Below are 15,944 nucleotides of genomic sequence, written 5' to 3' on the forward strand. Positions count from 1 at the left end.
TGCCTGTCTGCGCGGGCCTGCGCCGCTGACCGGCGGCTCGCGGACTCTACCGGCGTCCCGCCTCGCCCGGCACCGCGGTTTCGCCGGCACGCACCGCCGAGCCGCCCGCCGCCGGCCTCCCTAGACTCCTACGGGTGAGCGAAGAGCGACGACCCCTGGCCGACCGCCCGCTCACCGAGCCGCATCCGTCCCGGCTACCGCCCGAGCACCCCGACCGGGCGCGGATCATCGCCGCGCACACCGCCGCGTTGGCCGCCGGTGAGGCCGGCTACCTCGACCCGGGGAGCGGGCTGTTCGTGCTCAGCGCCGGGTTTCTGGCCCGCCGTGGCACCTGCTGCGGACGCGGCTGCCGGCACTGTCCGTACGTGGACGATCCACCGTCGGGATAGGCGTCAGCGGGGGCTTTCGCCCGACACCGACACCCCGTACGGTGTCCGACGGACATCCGGCGGGCGCTCACCGCCGTCGGTCGGCGAGAGGGTGGAATGTGCGCGGGCGGATCGTGGTCGCCGGGCTGGCCGGGCTGCTGCTGAGCGGCTGCGCCGACGAGGCGGAACCGGTGGCGGTGCCGCCGCCGGCGCCGATCGCGGTGGACGTGGCGGCGGCCTCCTCGGGCGGCGCCTGCCGTCTGCTGGATTTCGCGGTGATCGAGCAGGTGGTGAAGGCGCGTTTCGACGTGGCGGCGGCGAGCGAACAGGGCGACACCCACACCTGTGTGGTCCGGGCCGCAGGTGCGACCCTGCCGGAGTTGACGCTCAGCGTGACCGAGACCACGATCGACAAGACCAGCTTCGGCGCGGACGTGGTGCCGGACAAGGCGGCGAAGGTCACCGGGCTGGGTCAGCAGGCGTACAAGCGGACCACCGCCGCGGCGAGTGGTCGCGGGCCGGTCGCCGAGGTGGGCTGGCTGGCCAGCGACGGACGGCTGGCCACGGTGAGCTGGACCGCGGCCCGTGGCAGTGAGCGCTCGGCGGTCGAGAAGCTGACCGGCGACCTGGCCGCGCTGGCGAAGAAGGTGGACACCCGGGCGTTGTGAGCCCGGGTGCCCGGTTGGTCAGCTGGCGGCGACGAAGACCCGGGAGGCGACCTCGCGGGGCAGCCGAACCCGGTCGCCGGAGCGGTCGATCGACACCCCGTCGCGCTCCTGGGCCACTGTCACCGTGGCACCCGGGTCGACACCGGCGGCGTGCAGCTGGCGCAGCACGTCGGCGTCCTTCTGCACGCTCTCGCAGATGCGGCGCACCACGACCGACCCGGAGAGGCCGGGGAAGGCCAGGTTGCGCTCGCCCTCGCCGGCCTCGGTGGTCTCCGCCGCCGGCGAACCCAGCTCCTGAAGCCCCGGGATCGGGTTGCCGTACGGGGAACGGGTCGGCCGGTTGAGCAGGTCGTAGACCCGCTTCTCGACGGCGTCGCTCATCACGTGCTCCCAGCGGCAGGCCTCCTCGTGGGCCTCCTCGTAGGGCATCCCGATGACGTTGACCAGGAGCAGCTCGGCGAGGCGGTGCTTGCGCATCACCGACACGGCGCTGTTGCGACCCTGGTTGGTGAGCGTCAGGTGCCGGTCCCCCTCGACGGTGAGCAGGCCGTCGCGCTCCATCCGGGCGACTGTCTGGCTCACTGTGGGGCCACTCTGCTGCAGCCTCTCGGCGATCCGGGCACGCAGCGGTGGCACCCCCTCTTCTTCCAACTCGAGGATGGTGCGCAGGTACATTTCGGTCGTGTCGACCAGGTCGTGAGACTTCATAAGATCAGCGGTCCTCCGATGCACGATGTTACCTCGGTGAAGGGCTGGCGACCGCCGCCGAACCGCGTGCCGTCTACGCGAATGGTGTTGGATGGTCGCCATGTCCGGTACCCAGGAGCCGTTGGTCGAGGTCGACCGGCTCGTCGCCGAGATCGACAAGGCTGATCCGCCCACCCTGCTCGATGTCCGCTGGCGGCTCATCGGCCCGCCCGGCCGTGACGACTACCTCGCCGGCCACCTGCCCGGGGCGGTCTTCGTCGACCTGGACACCGCGCTCTGTGGGGTGCCGGGCGTCGGCGGTCGGCACCCCCTGCCCGACCCGGCCGCGTTGCAGGCCGCGCTGCGGGCGGCCGGCGTCCGCGCCGGTCACCCAGTGGTGGTGTACGACGGCGGGGACGGCCTGGCCGCCGCGCGGGCCTGGTGGACGCTGCGCTGGGCGGGGCACCGTCCGGTGCGCGTGCTGCACGGCGGCTACCCGGCCTGGGTCGCCGCCGGCCGACCCGTCTCCACCGACGCGCCCGCCCCACCCCCGGCGACGTCGTGGTGCGCCCCGGTGATCTCCCGGTGCTCGACGCGGGGCAGGCCGCCGCGCTGGCCGCCGCTGACGACGCCGTGCTGCTCGACGTACGGGCAGCGCCTCGCTACCGGGGTGAGGTGGAGCCGATCGACCCGGTCGCCGGGCACGTGCCGGGAGCGGCGAACCTGCCCGCCGGGGAGTACGTCGGACCGGACGGGCGTTTCCCGGCCGCCGACGTGTTGAGCGAGCGGTTCGCCGCCGCCGGGGTGACCGACGGGCGGGCCGTCGGGGCGTACTGCGGCTCGGGGGTTACCGCCGCGCAGGCGGTGCTCGCGCTGCACCTGGCCGGCCGCACGGACGCCGCGCTCTACGTTGGATCCTGGAGCAACTGGGTGGCCGACCCGGCCCGGCCGGTCGCCTCCGGGTCGACACCTGGCCGCTGACCAGCGCGTGCGGTGGGCCGGTGGCGGTCCTCGTGCGACGATGGGCTCATGTCCGACGACACGGTGGTGGTGTGGGACGAGTCGCTGCTCGCCTACGACATGGGTGACCATCCACTCGACCCGGTCCGGGTGGAGCTGACCATCGCGCTCGCCCGCGAGCTGGGCATCCTGAGTCGGCCAGGGGTGCGGGTCGTCAAGCCCGAGCCGGCCGACGACGCCCTGCTCACCCGGGTGCACGAGCCGGCCTACCTCGCCGCGGTGCGCAACGCGCCGCGCGATCCACTCTTCGCCGGGTACGGGCTCGGCACCTCCGACAACCCGGTCTTCGAGGGAATGCACGAGTCCAGCGCGCTCATCGCCGGCGCGACGGTGGCCGCCGCCGAGGCGGTCTGGCGTGGCGACGCCCGACGGGCGGTGAACGTGGCCGGTGGGCTGCACCACGCGATGTCCGCCCGGGCCTCCGGCTTCTGCGTCTACAACGACCCGGCGGTGGCCATCGCCCGCCTGCTCGACCTGGGCGCCGAGCGGGTCGCGTACGTGGACGTCGACGTGCACCACGGCGACGGGGTGCAGGACATCTTCTGGGACGACCCCCGGGTGCTCACGGTCAGCGTGCACGAGACGCCGCTGGCGCTCTTCCCCGGCACCGGTTTCCCGGACGAGACGGGTGGGCCGGGCGCGCAGGGCAGCGCTGTCAACATGCCGTTGCCGCCGGGCGTCGGCGACAGCGGCTGGCTTCGGGCGTTCCACGCGATCGTGCCGTCGGTGCTACGCGCGTTCCGGCCGCAGGTGCTGGTCAGCCAGTGTGGCGCCGACGGGCACCGACTGGATCCGCTCGCCGACCTGAACCTGACGGTGGACGGGCAGCGGGCCACCTACCTGGCGATGCGGGCGCTCGCCGACGAGTTGTGCGACGGCCGTTGGGTGGCCACCGGCGGCGGCGGGTACGCGCTCGTCGAGGTGGTGCCCCGGGCCTGGACTCACCTGCTGGCCGTGGCCACCGGTGACCCGATCGACCCGGCCACGCTCACCCCACCCGCCTGGCGGGACCTGGTCGCCTCCCGCCGTCTGGGCCGGGAGGTGCCGCTGCGGATGACCGACGACGCCGACTCGTCGTACGAGCCGTGGCAGCCGACCGGCGAGCCGAACGCGGTGGACCGGGCGATCGCGGCCACCCGTAAGACTGTCTTCCCGCTGCTCGGGCTCGACCCGCACGATCCGCGGGACTGAGCCGGGCCGGGGGAGGGCCGTTCAGGTGACGACCGCGGACCAGCCTGTCGACGTGCTGCTGAGCGACGGCAGCACTGTCCAGTTGCGACAGATCGACCCGGCCGATGCGCCGGGCATCGTGGCGATGCACAGCAGGTTCTCCGAGCGCACCCGCTACCTCCGGTACTTCTCGCCGTACCCGCGCATCCCGGAGCGGGATCTGATCCGTTTCGTCACCGTGGACCACCACGACCGGGAGGCGTTCGTGGTGTCGGCCGCCGACCAGATCGTCGCGGTCGGCCGCTACGAACGGCTCGGCCCGCAGGCTCCCGAGGCGGAGGTGGCCTTCGTCGTGGAGGACGCCTACCAGGGTCGGGGCATCGGCTCGGTGCTGATGGAGCACCTGGCCGACGCGGCACGCCGCAACGACATCATGAGTTTCGTCGCCGAGGTGCTGCCGGCCAACGGGACGATGCTGCGGGTCTTCGCCGACTTCGGCTACCAGGTCCAGCGCGAGTACGCCGACGGCGTGGTCCACCTGAGCTTCCCCATCGCGCCCACCGAGGCCAGCCTGGAGGTGCAGCGCGGCCGGGAACACCGCACCGAGGCCCGCTCGATCGCCCGGCTGCTCGCCCCGCGCGGCATCGTCGTCTACGGTGCCAGCGCCACCGGCCAGGGCGTCGGCGCGGCGGTTCTCGGGCACCTGCGCGACGGCGGGTTCACCGGTGCGGTGGTGCCCGTGCACCCGAGCGCGTCGACAGTGGCGGGCCTCCCCGCGTACCCGTCGGCGGTTGACGCCGGGGCACCTGTGGACCTGGCGGTGGTGGCGGTCCCGCCGGAGGCGGCGACCGCAGTGGTCGCCGACGCCGCCGCTGCGGGGGTGCACGGCCTGGTGGTCATCTCGGCCGGCTTCGCCGAGGCCGGCGGCGAGGGCGCGGCCGCGCAGCGGGCGCTGGTCCGCGCCGCGCACGCGGCCGGGATGCGGGTCGTCGGCCCGAACTGCCTGGGCGTGGCCAACACCGACCCGACGGTACGCCTCAACGCCACCCTCGCCCCGGCGCTGCCGCCGGCCGGTCGGGTCGGCATCTTCAGTCAGTCCGGTGCGTTCGGGGTGGCGCTGCTCGCCGAGGCGGACCGGCGGGGCCTCGGGCTGTCGAGCTTCGTCTCGGCCGGCAACCGGGCCGACGTCTCCGGCAACGACCTCCTGCAGTACTGGCAGGACGACCCCGGCACCGACGTGATCATGCTCTACCTGGAGACCTTCGGAAACCCGCGCAAGTTCGCCCGGCTGGCCCGGCGGATCGGCCGCGCCAAACCGGTGGTCGCGCTCGCCTCACCGGCCCGCCCACCCGGGGTCGGCGACGCCGCCGGGCCGGACGAGGTGGCGGTGGCCGCGCTCTTCGCCCAGTCCGGGGTGATCCGGGTGGACACCGTGCCGGAGCTGCTCGACGTGGGTGTGCTGCTGGCCAACCAGCCGTTGCCGGCCGGCGGTCGGGTCGGTGTGGTCGGCAACTCCTCGGCCCTCACCGGGCTCGCCGCGACCGCCTGCGTGGGGCACGGCCTCACCGTTGCCGAGGGCTATCCGCGCGACGTCGGGCCGAGCGCCGGTGCCGCCGAGTTCGCCACCGCTCTCGCCGACACGGCCGCCGACGAACGGGTGGACGCCCTGGTGGTGGTCTTCGCCCCGCCGCTGCCCGGCCAGCTGACCGAGGTGGACGCCGACGTGACCGCCGCGCTGCCGGCCGCCCTCGCGCTGGGCAAGCCGACCGTGGCGACGTTCCTCGTCGGGCGGCTGCCACCCGGGGTGCCGGCGTACGGCGGCGTGGAGGAGGCGGTCCGCGCGCTCGCCAGCGCGCACCGGTACGCCGAGTGGCTTCGCCGCCCGCCCGGGGTGCCACCGGAGCTGCCCGGCCTCGATCGTGCTGCCGCGCAGGCCGCGCTCCGGGCCGACGTCACCGACCCGGCTGCGCTGCTGGCCGCGTACGGCATCGACGTGGTGGCCTCGGTGCCCGTCGACTCGGCCGACGCGGCGGTCGACGCGGCGGCACGGTTGGGCTTCCCGGTGGCGCTCAAGGCGGCCGCCCCCGGGCTGCGGCACCGGCTCGACCTCGGCGCGGTCCGGCTTGACCTGCCCGACGAGCCGACCCTCCGTCGCGCGTACGCGGACCTCGCGGCGACCTTCGGCGCGGACGCGCTGGTCCAGCCGATGGTCCCGCCCGGGGTGGCCTGCGTGGTGGAGGTCGTGGAAGACCAGGCGTTCGGGCCGGTGGTCGGCTTCGGCCTCGGTGGGGTCGCCACCGAGCTGCTCGGCGATCGGGCCTGGCGGGCGGTGCCGCTGACCGACCGGGACGCGGCCGAGCTGGTCGACGAGCCCCGGGCGGCGCCGCTGCTGCGCGGGCACCGGGGGGCCGCGCCTGTCGACCGGGAGGCCCTGGCCGATCTGCTGCTGCGGGTGGGTCAGCTCGCCGACGAACAGCCCCGGGTGCGATCGCTGACCCTCAACCCGGTGCTCGCCCGCCCGGACGGCATCTCGGTCCTGCACGCCCAGGTACGGGTGGGCGGCGCGGTCGCCCACCCGGACACCGGCCCCCGCCGTTTGTGAGCGTGCCCGGTCAGGCGCGGCTGGAGATCTGCTGGACGCCCCAGGTGTTGCCGTCCGGGTCGGCGAAGAAGACGAAGCCGACATTGTCCAGCGGATCCGGCACCGGCCGGGGGTTCTGACCCACCACCTGGATCTCGCTGACCTCCACACCACGTTCGACCAACTCCGCATGGGCCTGCTCGATGTCGGGCACCACCAGTTGCAGGCCCTTGAGCGACCCGGGCGGCATCTCCGGGACGACGCCCTTACCGATCACGATCGAGCAGCCCGAGCCGGGCGGGGTCAGTTGGACGATGCGCGCGTCGTCACTGATTACCGTGTCGTGGTCGACGGTGAAGCCGAGCTGGTCGGCGTAGAACTTCTTCGCCCGGTCCAGATCGGAGACCGGCACGATCACCACTTCGAGTGTCCAGTTCATGGCTGTTCTCCTCGCGTCGTCGGTACGCGGACCGGTACTCCAGTCAAACACCCCCGCAGCACGGAAGGCCCCGGCGAACCGCCGGAGCCTTCCGTGGGAACCGGGTGCGTCAGCAGGCGTACGCCTCCAGGCGCTGGGCCCGCTCCGGGGCGCGCAGCTTCAGCAGCGTCACCTTCTCGATCTGCCGGATCCGCTCCCGGGACAGGCCGAACTCCCGGCCGACCTCGTCCAGGGTGCGCTGGCGGCCGTCGTCCAGGCCGAACCGGAGCCGGATGACCGCCTGCTCCCGCTGGGACAGGGTGGAGAGCACGATGCTGACCTCGTTGCGCAGTTCGCCCTGGGCAGCGGCGTCGCCCGGCTCGGTACGCGGGTCCACCGAGGCCACGAAGTCGCCGAGCGCGCTCTCACCGTCGTCGCCGACGGCCTGGTCCAGACTCACCGGCTCCCGGTCGTAGGAGATCAGCTCGATGACCTGGATCTCGGGGATCTCCAGTGCGCGGGCGACCTCGGCGACAGTCGGTTCGCGACCCAGCGTCACCGCCAGTTCGCGGCGGGCCCGGACCATCCGGTTGACCTGCTCGACCATGTGTACCGGGATGCGGATGGTGCGGGCCTGGTCGGCCATGGCGCGGGTGATGGCCTGCCGGATCCACCAGGTGGCGTACGTGGAGAACTTGTAGCCCTTGGCGTAGTCGAACTTCTCCACCGCCCGGATGAGACCGAGGTTGCCCTCCTGAATGAGGTCGAGAAACGCCATGCCACGGCCGGTGTAGCGCTTGGCGATGCTGACCACCAGCCGCAGGTTCGCCTCCAACAGGTGGTCCTTGGCCGCCCGGCCCTCCGCGACGATCAGCTCCAGGTCGGCTCGCAGCTCCGCGGAGACCGGGGTGCAGGTGGCCAGCTTCTCGTCGGCGAACAGGCCGGCCTCGATGCGCCGAGCCAGGTCGACCTCCTGCGCGGCGGTCAGCAGCTTGGTCCGGCCGATTCCGTTGAGGTAGGCCCGGACCAGGTCGGTGGAGATGCCGCGCTCGTCGGTGGCGTCCAGGTCGACGAGGACCTCGGGGGCCCCGTCAGTGTCGGTCGTGGTGGCCGGGCGCGTCCGGTGTTCCGTCATCTGCAGGACCATCTCTGTCTCTCCCCGTTTCCACGTCTGTGCCGTGTTCCCGGCCCAGCGGTGCCGGTGTGACAACAGCTTGGCGGGCGGGGCGTAAAACGGGAGTGAGGCGATCGGGCACCCGACAGGAATTGGGTCGGATCGCTGGTGCGGTGTGTCGTCCCGCTGTGTGGTTGCCCGCCCCGGTTACGTTGCGGACGGCCGGCCACCTCTGGTCGGCCGAGGACGACAGATGGAGGACGGTGTGGTCTTCAAGCGGCTCATGAAGGCGATGGGCGTCGGCGGCCCCTCCGTGGAGACGGTGCTGGCCAACCCGAACTGCCGCCCGGGCGGCCAGCTGGAGGGCCGCATCCAGGTGCTGGGCGGCGACCACCAGGTCGACATCGACCACGTCACCCTCGGCCTGGTCACCCGGGTCGAGGTCGAGAGCGGCGACAACGACTACGACACCACTCAGGAGTTCCACCGCCAGCGGGTCACCGGCGCGTTCCGGCTGGAGCCGGGGCAACGCTACGACCTCCCGTTCCGCTTCGACGTGCCGTGGGAGACGCCGGTCACCGAGCTGTACGGGCAGCATCTGCACGGCATGACGATGGGTCTGCGTACCGAGCTGGAGGTCGCCCGCGCGGTCGACAAGGGTGACCTGGACGCGGTGTCGGTGCACCCGCTGCCGGCGCAGGAGCGGCTGCTGGACGCGTTGCTGCGGCTGGGCTTCCGGTTCGCACGCGCCGATGTGGAGCGTGGTCACATCTACGGCGTACGCCAGACGTTGCCGTTCTACCAGGAGATCGAGTTCAGCCCGGCGCCGCAGTACGCCCGCTCGATCAACCAGTTGGAGGTCACCTTCATCGCCGACGCGCAGCAGATGCAGGTGGTGCTGGAGGTCGACAAGCGCGGCGGTGTCTTCACCGAGGGGCGGGACGCCTTCGGCCGCTTCACTGTCGACCACGCCACCGCCGACCGCACCGACTGGACCGCCGAGCTCGACAACTGGCTCCGCCAGTCCCTGACCCGCCGAGGCCTCTTCTCCTAGCCCCACCCCACCCGGGTGATCAAGAGGTTTGCGTCAGGTCGGGCCCGGATCCTGACGCAAATCTCTTGATCACCGCTGTTGGTCAGAGGTCCAGGAGGAGGGTTTGGGGGCCTATGTTGGTGCTCTGGACCAGCATGTGGGCGCGGAAGCGGCCGGTCTCGACCTTGGCTCCCCGTTCGCGCAGGGCGTCGACCACCGCCGTGACGAGTGGTTCGGCGACCTCGGCGGGGGCGGCGGCGGTCCAGCTCGGCCGGCGACCCTTGCGGACGTCGCCGTAGAGGGTGAACTGGCTGACCACCAGGATCGGCGCGCCGGTGTCGGCGGCGGACCGTTCACCGTCGAGGATGCGTACCTCGTGCACCTTGCGGGCCATCGTCTGGGCGGTCTCCGCGGTGTCGGTGTGGGTCACCCCGAGCAGCACCAGCAGGCCGTTCTCGATCGCGCCGACCACCTCGCCGTCCACCGTCACGCTTGCCTGCCCGACGGTCTGCACCACCGCACGCATCAGGCGCTCACCGGCTCGATGAAGCCGCGCTCCACCAGGTGCGCCACGATCGGGCCGGCGGCCTCGGCCATCTCGTCGGGCTCGACGTCGTGCGCGGCGGCGAGCAGGGCGAGCTGGTCGCGCAGCGGCAGCCGGCCGTCGGCGCCGCCGACGAGCGCCAGGACCAGTGGGTCGATCTCCTCGGTCCAGCGCAGGCCGTGCGGCATCGCGAGGACCTGCCGGTCCACCCCCCAGCCCTCGTCGCCCATGGTGGCCTCCTGCCGCAGCTGGAGGCCCTCGGCGGCCCGGTAGCGCTCGGCGAGCAACGCCTCGGTGTCGCGTACCCGGAGAAAGCCCTGGCGGTCGAACCAGGCGGCGACCTGGTCGCCCAGCGGTGGCTGCACCCGCTGGCGCAGGTCCTCCACCCGGACCACCGGGTCGGTGTGTCCGCCCCGGCGCAGGGACACGATGCCGAAGCCGATCCCCTCCACCTTGTGCGCGTCGAACCAGTCCAGCCAGGCGGCCATCCGCTGCGGGTCGGCGGTCTCGCCGACGTCGGTGAGCCACAGGTCGACGTACGCCATCGGGTCGGCCACCTCACGCTGGATCACCCAGGCGTCCAGGCCGGTCCCGGCGAACCAGCCGGCCACCCGCTCGTCCCACTCCTCGCCGGCGACGTGCACCCAGTTCGCCAGGTACTGCATGGTGCCGCCCTCGGTGAGCAGGCCCGGGGCGGCGGCGGCCAGCTCGGCGCCGATCGCGTCGCCGACCCGGCCGGAGTCGCGGTAGACGTGCGTGGTGGTGCCCGGGCCGACCACGAACGGCGGGTTGCTCACCACCAGGTCGAACCGCCGGCCGGCCACCGGGGCGACCATGTCGCCGCGGAGCAGCTCCCAGTCCTGACCGTTGAGGGCGGCGGTGGTCGCGGCGAAGCGCAGCGCCCGCTCGGAGAGGTCGGTGGCGGTGACGGACCGGGCGTGGGTGGCCAGGTGCAGGGCCTGGACGCCGGAGCCGGTGCCCAGGTCCAGTGCGGCGTCGACCGGCCGGCGCACTGTCGCGCCGATCAGGGTGTGGGTCGCCCCGCCGATGCCGAGGACGTGTTCGGCGTGCAACGGGCGACCCGGGCGGGCGCTGGCCGGCACGTCGGCGAGCACCCACCAGTCCTCGCCGTACGGCTCCAGGTCGACCCCGGCGCGCAGCCCGTCGCCGTACCTCTCGACCAGCCCGCCGGCGAGGGCCTCCTCCACGCTCAGCGGCGCCAGCGCGGCGGCCACCGCGGGCTCCGACTCGGTCTGGTCGCAGATGAACACCCGGATCAGGGTGGCGAGCGGGTCGCCGTCCTCGGTGGCGCGCAGCGCGGCCCGGTAGTCGTTGCGGGAGACCGCGGCGGTCGCCTGGGCGCCCAGCCGCTCGGCGATGCCGTGGCTGGTGAAACCGGTCCGGGTCAGCGCGGTGCGCAGCGCGTCGACGCCGGCGGGGGAGAGCAGCATGTCGTGTTCGTCCACCCCGACATCCTGCCCCCCGTCGCGTCCCGGGTCGGCGACACCCGCCGGAAGACGTCGGGGCGTCGGTGTCCGCCCGGGGCGGTGCGCCAGGCAGGATGGTCCGCATGACGCTCGTTCTGCCCATCGACCCGGAGGCCAACCGGCTGCTGGAGCGCAGCCCGCTGGCCCTGCTCCTCGGCATGGTCCTCGACCAGCAGGTGCCGATGGAGAAGGCGTTCTCGTCGCCGTACGTGCTGCAGCAGCGGCTCGGCCATGAGTTGGACGCGACCGAGCTGGCCGGGTACGACCCGGAGGCCCTGGTCGCGCTCTTCGCCCAGCCGCCGGCGCTGCACCGGTTCCCGAAGGCCATGGCGGCCCGGGTGCAGGAGGTCTGCCAGGTGCTGGTGGAGCGGTACGACGGTGACGCGGCGCTGCTCTGGGCCGAGGTCGCCGACGGGCCGGAGCTGCTGCGCCGGGTCTCCGCGCTGCCCGGCTTCGGCAAGCAGAAGGCACAGATCTTCGTGGCTCTGCTCGGCAAGCGGTTCGGGGTGACCCCGCAGGACTGGCGGAAGTCGGCCGGCGACTACGGCGACCCGGGCGCGTACCGGTCGGTGGCCGACGTCACCGACGCCGATTCGCTGCGTCGGGTGCGGGAGTTCAAGCAGCAGACGAAGGCGGCGGCCAAGGCGAAGGCCACCGGCGGCTGAGCCGTCCGGCCCGGTGAGGGGCCGCCCGCTCAGGCGGCGGTGGGATGCGCCAGCGAGGCAAGCGCGCGCCGGACGTCGGCCAGTGAGACGGTCGCCGAGTCGTCCAGGTCGGCCAGGCCGGCATCGATCCACTGGCGCATCAGCGTGGTGACCCCGATGCCCCGGGCATCGGCGGCGGCGCGGACCCGCTCGTAGGTGTCGAGTGGCAGCCGCACCGAGCGACTCACCATCGGCACGTCGCTGTCGGGCGTGGGCAGCTCCGCCGCCGGGCTCTCGTCGATCAGGTCGGCGATCCGGTCGCCGCCGCCGTGGAACTGCTTGGTCGCGTCGTTACGGTGCATCGTCACGGCCTCCTCATCTACCGAGATCTCCGCACGGCCTCGTCGTAGCGCTTGGACTCGACGTCGCTCAGCTCGCGGGCGGAGAGGATGTCCCAGTCGTTGTCGGTGCCATCGGCCTCGGCGAGCAGCACCGCCAGCCGGCGGCCCCGACGGGCAGCGGCGTAGACCACCATCACGTCGTCACCCAGGTGACGGATGACCCGGCGGGCGCTGTGCAGCGCCTCCCAGACTTCCCCGGGTGTGACGTCGTAGACCCTCAGGTTGGCCAACGCCTCGTCGGTGAAGCTGAACCTGCTGCCCACATCGCGGAGCGTACCACGCGCGTAACACGCAACGGGATGAGTCGAATTTCGCTGATCACGGACCTGCGGTGACAGGATGAGGCGTAACCCCCTCGAGGAGGTCCATGGTGAAGCGTCAGGCGTACCAGCCGATTCTGATCACCGACGCCTCGCGCAGCCAGGACGATCAGCTCAACAGTCGCCAGCGCCGCTATGTCCTGATGATGGGCATCCGGGTGCTGTGCATCATCGTCGGCGCGATCCTGGTCGGTGCGAACGCCCCACTGCTCTGGCTCTGGCTGCCGCTGTGCGGCCTCGGCATGGTGCTCATCCCCTGGCTGGCCGTGCTGCTGGCCAACGACCGGCCCCCGAAGGAGGAGCACCGGCTGGCCAACAGGTTCCACCCCCGCCAGCAGGACGACACCCCGCCGATGAGCCTCACCGCCGAGGAGCGCCCGCACAAGGTCATCGACGTCGAACCCTGACCCGCGAGCGGGCCAGGGTTCGAGCAGTCAGAGCTGTGGCCCGCGCGCCGACGTTACGGCTGTGGCCGTGCGCCGGCCGTGGAGACGGCCAGCGCGCCCAGGTCGGTGGCGCGGCTCAGCGCCGCGGTCGGGGTGGCGCCGGCGAGCCACGCGGTGAGCAGACCGGCCGCGAAGGCGTCGCCCGCGCCCGTGACGTCCACCACCGCCACCCGGCGGGCCGGAGCCACGCAGACCGGAGTGGTGCGGTCGACCCAGACCGCCCCGGCCGCGCCGCGCTTCACCACGACCCGCCGAGCCGTCGCCGACAGCGCCCGCCCCTGAGCCGCCGGGTCCAGCCCGCCGGCCAGCACCGTGGCCTCGTCCGCGTTGACCAGGAGCAGGTCGATGTCGCGTACCCAACTCAGGAACGCCGCCGCGCCGACCCGCCGCAGCGGCGCCGCGGAGGCCGCGTCGACGCTTGTGGTGAGCCCGCGCTCGCGGGCGGCGGCCAACGCCCGCAGCCCCGCGCCGCGCGACTCGGCGTCCAACAGGGTGTACGCGGACAGGTGCAGATGCCCGGCGTCGGGCGCCGCCGCGACAGCCTGTTCGACGTGCGCGGCGCTCAGCCGCAGGTTCGCGCCCCGCTGGCTGACCATGGTGCGCTCGTCGTCGGCGGCCAACACGATGACCGTGCCGGTCCGGGCGCCCTCGACCCGCTCGATCGCGCAGTCGACGCCCGCCCGGTCGAGTTCGGCCACCCGGTCCCGCCCGGCGTCGTCGTCACCGACCGCGCCGACGAGCGTGACGTCCACCCGCTGCGCGGCGACCCAGGCGGCGGTGTTGGCCGCCTGACCGCCGCCGCCGAGACTGATCGCGGCCCCGGTGTCCGAGCCGGCCGCGAGCGGCCCGGACAGCACGGCGACCACATCGGTGATCACGTCCCCGACGACGACCATCCGGGAGGGTCGGGTCATGCCGCGACGGCGGTGCTGCGGGCCGCCGAGGCGACCGCGATCCGTGCGGCCAGGTCGGCGTTGCGCAGGATGATCCGCACGTTCACCGCAAGGCTCGCGCCCTCGGTGGCCGAGTGGAAGTGCGCGAGTAGGTACGGGGTGACGGCCTTGCCGGTGATCCCGTCCCTCTCCAGCAGGGCCAGGCCCTCGGTGAGCGTCCGGTCGTGCAGCTCCGGGTCGAGCTGCTCGTCGACCGGCAGCGGGTTGGCGATGAGCAGACCACCGGTGTGCACGGCGTGCTCGTCCCGGGCGGCGAGCACGGCGGCGACCTGCTCCGGCGAGTCCACCGACCAGTCCAGGTCGAAGCCGGCGTCGGTGAGGTAGAAGCCGGGGAACCGGCGGGTGCGGTAACCGACCACCGCGACCCCGAGGGTCTCCAGGCGCTCCAGCGTCGCGCCCACGTCGAGGATCGACTTGACCCCGGCGCAGACCACCGCGATCGGGGTCTGCGCCAGGGTGATCAGGTCCGCCGACTCGTCGAAGGTGTGCGCAGCCTCCCGGTGCACCCCACCCAGACCGCCGGTGGCGAACACGCCGATACCGGCGGCGACGGCCACCGCGCTGGTCGCGGCCACCGTGGTCGCGCCGTCCGCGCCGGTCGCGGCCGCCACCGCGAGATCGCGGACGGAGAGCTTCGTCACGCCGTCGACCGTGGCCAGCCGGGTCAGCTGCGCGTCGTCCAGGCCGACCACCAGCTCGCCGGCGATCATGCCGATCGTCGCCGGAACGGCCCCGGCGTCCCGAACCGTCCGTTCGATCTCCCTGGCCACCCGCAGGTTCTCCGGCCGGGGCAGACCGTGCGAGACGATGGTGCTCTCCAGGGCGACGACGGGCCGGCCGTCGCGCAGGGCTTCGGCGACCTCGGTGCCGTAGCTGATGCGAAAGTCAGTCACACGCGCACCGTACGGGGTGGGGACTCGGCCGGCCTCAAGTGGACCCGGCCGTGATGACCTGCCAAACTTGACGGTCGGAGGTGCAGACGTGAGCACAGAGGTTCTCGAGCGTCCGGAGCTGAAGGACGCCGACACCGGTCCCGAGATGTTCCACTACGTCCGCAAGGAGAAGATCGCCGAAAGTGCCGTCATGGGCACTTACGTCGTCGCACTCTGCGGCGAGACCTTCCCGGTCACCAAGGCGGCCAAGCCGGGTTCTCCGGTCTGCCCCAAGTGCAAGGAGATCTACGACTCGTACCGCGAGTGAATCTCGGCCGGTGCTCCGGCCGGCGACGTAGCCTGCGGCGGTGACCACCTCCACCGCCCTGCTCCTCGCCGACCTGACCGGGGTGGCGGTGTTCGCCGCGTCCGGGGCCTCGGCGGCGGTGGCCAAGCGACTGGACCTGTTCGGGGTCGCGTTCGTTGGCTTCGTGGCCGCCCTCGGCGGTGGGATCTTCCGGGACCTGGTCATCGACGAGGTGCCGCCGCTGGCCTTCGCCGACTGGCGGTACGCGGCCACCGCCGCGATCACCGCGCTCGCCGTCTTCTGGCTGCACCCGCAACTGGCCCGACTGCGCACGACAGTGCTGGTGCTGGACGCGGCCGGTCTGGCGCTGTTCACCGTCACCGGCACGCTCAAGGCGCTCGACGCCCGGGTGCCGGCCGTCGGCGCCTGCCTCATCGGCATGCTCACCGCGATCGGCGGCGGGCTCGGCCGCGACCTGCTCACCGCCGAGATCCCGGTCGTGCTGCGCCGGGAGATCTACGCGCTGGCAGCGCTCGCCGGTTCGGTCCTGGTGGCACTGCTGTACGTCACCGGGCAGACCGGGCCCGCGCCACTCACCGCCGCCGCCGTCCTGGTCTTCGGGCTGCGCCTGATCGCGCTGCGTCGACGCTGGTCCGCGCCGGTGGCCACGCTGCGCCCGCCCCGCACCGACGGGGCGGACCCCCGCACCGACCGGGAGTGGTGAGACCGCCGGACCGCTGTCCTACCGGGTGCGAGATTGTGACCAGCGTGGCGTCGCCTGGGCCCGGCGGCCCGCGCTGGTTATGCTGAGTCGGCCTTCGCGGCAGCTTCTGCGCGGAGGCGTTTTCATGGGCGGCGGATACTCGTGGCCCTCGCCCGGGGTCCGCCATCGTGCGGTCGGAGAGGAGCTT

Annotated in this window: 17 protein-coding genes and 2 pseudogenes; 10 read left to right on the plus strand and 9 right to left on the minus strand. The window is 73.1% G+C overall.

The window, feature by feature from the left end; genetic code table 11:
* Positions 1-134: 134 nt before the first annotated feature.
* Both ACQP0U_RS07805 and ACQP0U_RS07810 read left to right on the plus strand, forming a co-directional pair.
* Positions 135-389 (plus strand): DUF5522 domain-containing protein, encoded by a 255-nt coding sequence (locus ACQP0U_RS07805; protein WP_433317066.1) that lies wholly within the window; start codon positions 135-137, stop codon positions 387-389.
* Between the two features lie 98 nt (positions 390-487).
* Entirely contained in the window at positions 488-1,036 is a 549-nt protein-coding gene (locus ACQP0U_RS07810; protein WP_433317068.1) for a hypothetical protein, read from the plus strand.
* Between the two features lie 18 nt (positions 1,037-1,054).
* On the opposite strand, the gene ACQP0U_RS07815 is transcribed toward ACQP0U_RS07810, so the two are convergent.
* Positions 1,055-1,744 carry a metal-dependent transcriptional regulator gene (locus tag ACQP0U_RS07815; RefSeq protein WP_433317070.1) on the minus strand — a complete coding sequence of 230 codons (690 nt, stop codon included), beginning with the start codon at positions 1,742-1,744 and terminating at the stop codon, positions 1,055-1,057.
* Between the two features lie 100 nt (positions 1,745-1,844).
* Here ACQP0U_RS07815 and ACQP0U_RS07820 point away from each other — a divergent pair.
* The 3 genes and pseudogenes from ACQP0U_RS07820 to ACQP0U_RS07830 all read left to right on the plus strand — a co-directional run bounded on the left by ACQP0U_RS07820 (position 1,845) and on the right by ACQP0U_RS07830 (position 6,515).
* Positions 1,845-2,704 (plus strand): annotated as a pseudogene (locus tag ACQP0U_RS07820) (sulfurtransferase).
* 48 nt (positions 2,705-2,752) lie between these two features.
* Entirely contained in the window at positions 2,753-3,934 is a 1,182-nt protein-coding gene (locus tag ACQP0U_RS07825) for an acetoin utilization protein AcuC (RefSeq protein ID WP_433317073.1), read from the plus strand.
* Positions 3,931-6,515 (plus strand): annotated as a pseudogene (locus tag ACQP0U_RS07830) (GNAT family N-acetyltransferase). The gene ACQP0U_RS07825 and the pseudogene ACQP0U_RS07830 overlap by 4 nt, the downstream one beginning before the upstream one ends.
* Positions 6,516-6,525: 10 nt before the next feature.
* Here the strand turns inward: ACQP0U_RS07830 and ACQP0U_RS07835 are convergent.
* Both ACQP0U_RS07835 and sigB read right to left on the minus strand, forming a co-directional pair.
* Entirely contained in the window at positions 6,526-6,933 is a 408-nt protein-coding gene (locus tag ACQP0U_RS07835; protein WP_433317075.1) for a VOC family protein, read from the minus strand.
* 109 nt (positions 6,934-7,042) lie between these two features.
* Positions 7,043-8,059, minus strand: a complete 1,017-nt coding sequence (gene sigB / locus ACQP0U_RS07840; RefSeq protein WP_433317078.1) for an RNA polymerase sigma factor SigB — start codon at positions 8,057-8,059, stop codon at positions 7,043-7,045.
* Between the two features lie 232 nt (positions 8,060-8,291).
* Between sigB and ACQP0U_RS07845 the strand changes: the two genes are divergently transcribed.
* The gene (locus ACQP0U_RS07845) at positions 8,292-9,080 is read left to right on the plus strand and encodes a sporulation protein (RefSeq protein ID WP_433320685.1); all 789 of its coding nucleotides are present in this window, start codon (positions 8,292-8,294) and stop codon (positions 9,078-9,080) included.
* 82 nt (positions 9,081-9,162) lie between these two features.
* Here the strand turns inward: ACQP0U_RS07845 and dtd are convergent, their stop codons facing one another.
* Positions 9,163-9,585 carry a D-aminoacyl-tRNA deacylase gene (gene dtd, locus ACQP0U_RS07850; protein ID WP_433317080.1) on the minus strand — a complete coding sequence of 141 codons (423 nt, stop codon included), beginning with the start codon at positions 9,583-9,585 and terminating at the stop codon, positions 9,163-9,165.
* Positions 9,585-11,069, minus strand: coding sequence for a DUF7059 domain-containing protein (locus tag ACQP0U_RS07855; RefSeq protein WP_433317081.1), 1,485 nt, complete (start codon positions 11,067-11,069; stop codon positions 9,585-9,587). The genes dtd and ACQP0U_RS07855 overlap by 1 nt, the downstream gene beginning before the upstream one ends.
* A 95-nt stretch (positions 11,070-11,164) precedes the next feature.
* On the opposite strand from ACQP0U_RS07855, the gene ACQP0U_RS07860 reads away from it, so the two are divergent.
* Positions 11,165-11,755, plus strand: a complete 591-nt coding sequence (locus ACQP0U_RS07860; RefSeq protein ID WP_433317083.1) for an HhH-GPD-type base excision DNA repair protein — start codon at positions 11,165-11,167, stop codon at positions 11,753-11,755.
* Between the two features lie 29 nt (positions 11,756-11,784).
* On the opposite strand, the gene ACQP0U_RS07865 is transcribed toward ACQP0U_RS07860, so the two are convergent.
* Positions 11,785-12,096: a hypothetical protein gene (locus ACQP0U_RS07865; protein ID WP_433317084.1), complete on the minus strand. Its 312-nt coding sequence runs from the start codon at positions 12,094-12,096 to the stop codon at positions 11,785-11,787.
* A gap of 17 nt (positions 12,097-12,113) precedes the next feature.
* Complete coding sequence (locus ACQP0U_RS07870) at positions 12,114-12,398, minus strand: hypothetical protein (protein ID WP_030489374.1); 285 nt, start codon at positions 12,396-12,398, stop codon at positions 12,114-12,116.
* Positions 12,399-12,502: 104 nt separating this feature from the next.
* Here ACQP0U_RS07870 and ACQP0U_RS07875 point away from each other — a divergent pair, with 104 nt between their 5' ends.
* Complete coding sequence (locus tag ACQP0U_RS07875; RefSeq protein ID WP_030337423.1) at positions 12,503-12,862, plus strand: DUF3099 domain-containing protein; 360 nt, start codon at positions 12,503-12,505, stop codon at positions 12,860-12,862.
* A gap of 53 nt (positions 12,863-12,915) precedes the next feature.
* Here the strand turns inward: ACQP0U_RS07875 and ACQP0U_RS07880 are convergent, their stop codons facing one another.
* Together ACQP0U_RS07880 and ACQP0U_RS07885 are read right to left on the minus strand one after the other, a co-directional pair.
* Positions 12,916-13,815, minus strand: coding sequence for a carbohydrate kinase family protein (locus ACQP0U_RS07880; RefSeq protein WP_433317086.1), 900 nt, complete (start codon positions 13,813-13,815; stop codon positions 12,916-12,918).
* Entirely contained in the window at positions 13,812-14,747 is a 936-nt protein-coding gene (locus tag ACQP0U_RS07885) for a pseudouridine-5'-phosphate glycosidase (protein WP_433317088.1), read from the minus strand. Before ACQP0U_RS07885 ends, ACQP0U_RS07880 begins: the two co-directional genes overlap by 4 nt.
* 88 nt (positions 14,748-14,835) lie before the next feature.
* Between ACQP0U_RS07885 and ACQP0U_RS07890 the strand changes: the two genes are divergently transcribed.
* Both ACQP0U_RS07890 and ACQP0U_RS07895 read left to right on the plus strand, forming a co-directional pair.
* Positions 14,836-15,054 carry a DUF3039 domain-containing protein gene (locus ACQP0U_RS07890; protein WP_088946800.1) on the plus strand — a complete coding sequence of 73 codons (219 nt, stop codon included), beginning with the start codon at positions 14,836-14,838 and terminating at the stop codon, positions 15,052-15,054.
* A gap of 40 nt (positions 15,055-15,094) precedes the next feature.
* Positions 15,095-15,757, plus strand: coding sequence for a trimeric intracellular cation channel family protein (locus ACQP0U_RS07895; protein WP_433317089.1), 663 nt, complete (start codon positions 15,095-15,097; stop codon positions 15,755-15,757).
* The last annotated feature ends 187 nt before the right edge of the window (positions 15,758-15,944 follow it).

The organism is Micromonospora sp. CA-269861, from assembly GCF_050948505.1.
GTDB lineage: Bacteria > Actinomycetota > Actinomycetes > Mycobacteriales > Micromonosporaceae > Micromonospora.

Coding starts and splice junctions, on each gene's coding strand:
- ACQP0U_RS07815 (WP_433317070.1), bottom strand. CDS start 1,744: ATGAAGTCTCACGACCTGGTCGACACGACCGAAATGTACCTGCGCACC.
- ACQP0U_RS07825 (WP_433317073.1), top strand. CDS start 2,753: ATGTCCGACGACACGGTGGTGGTGTGGGACGAGTCGCTGCTCGCCTAC.
- ACQP0U_RS07835 (WP_433317075.1), bottom strand. CDS start 6,933: ATGAACTGGACACTCGAAGTGGTGATCGTGCCGGTCTCCGATCTGGAC.
- sigB (WP_433317078.1), bottom strand. CDS start 8,059: ATGGTCCTGCAGATGACGGAACACCGGACGCGCCCGGCCACCACGACC.
- dtd (WP_433317080.1), bottom strand. CDS start 9,585: ATGCGTGCGGTGGTGCAGACCGTCGGGCAGGCAAGCGTGACGGTGGAC.
- ACQP0U_RS07860 (WP_433317083.1), top strand. CDS start 11,165: ATGGTCCGCATGACGCTCGTTCTGCCCATCGACCCGGAGGCCAACCGG.
- ACQP0U_RS07865 (WP_433317084.1), bottom strand. CDS start 12,096: ATGCACCGTAACGACGCGACCAAGCAGTTCCACGGCGGCGGCGACCGG.
- ACQP0U_RS07875 (WP_030337423.1), top strand. CDS start 12,503: ATGGTGAAGCGTCAGGCGTACCAGCCGATTCTGATCACCGACGCCTCG.
- ACQP0U_RS07880 (WP_433317086.1), bottom strand. CDS start 13,815: ATGACCCGACCCTCCCGGATGGTCGTCGTCGGGGACGTGATCACCGAT.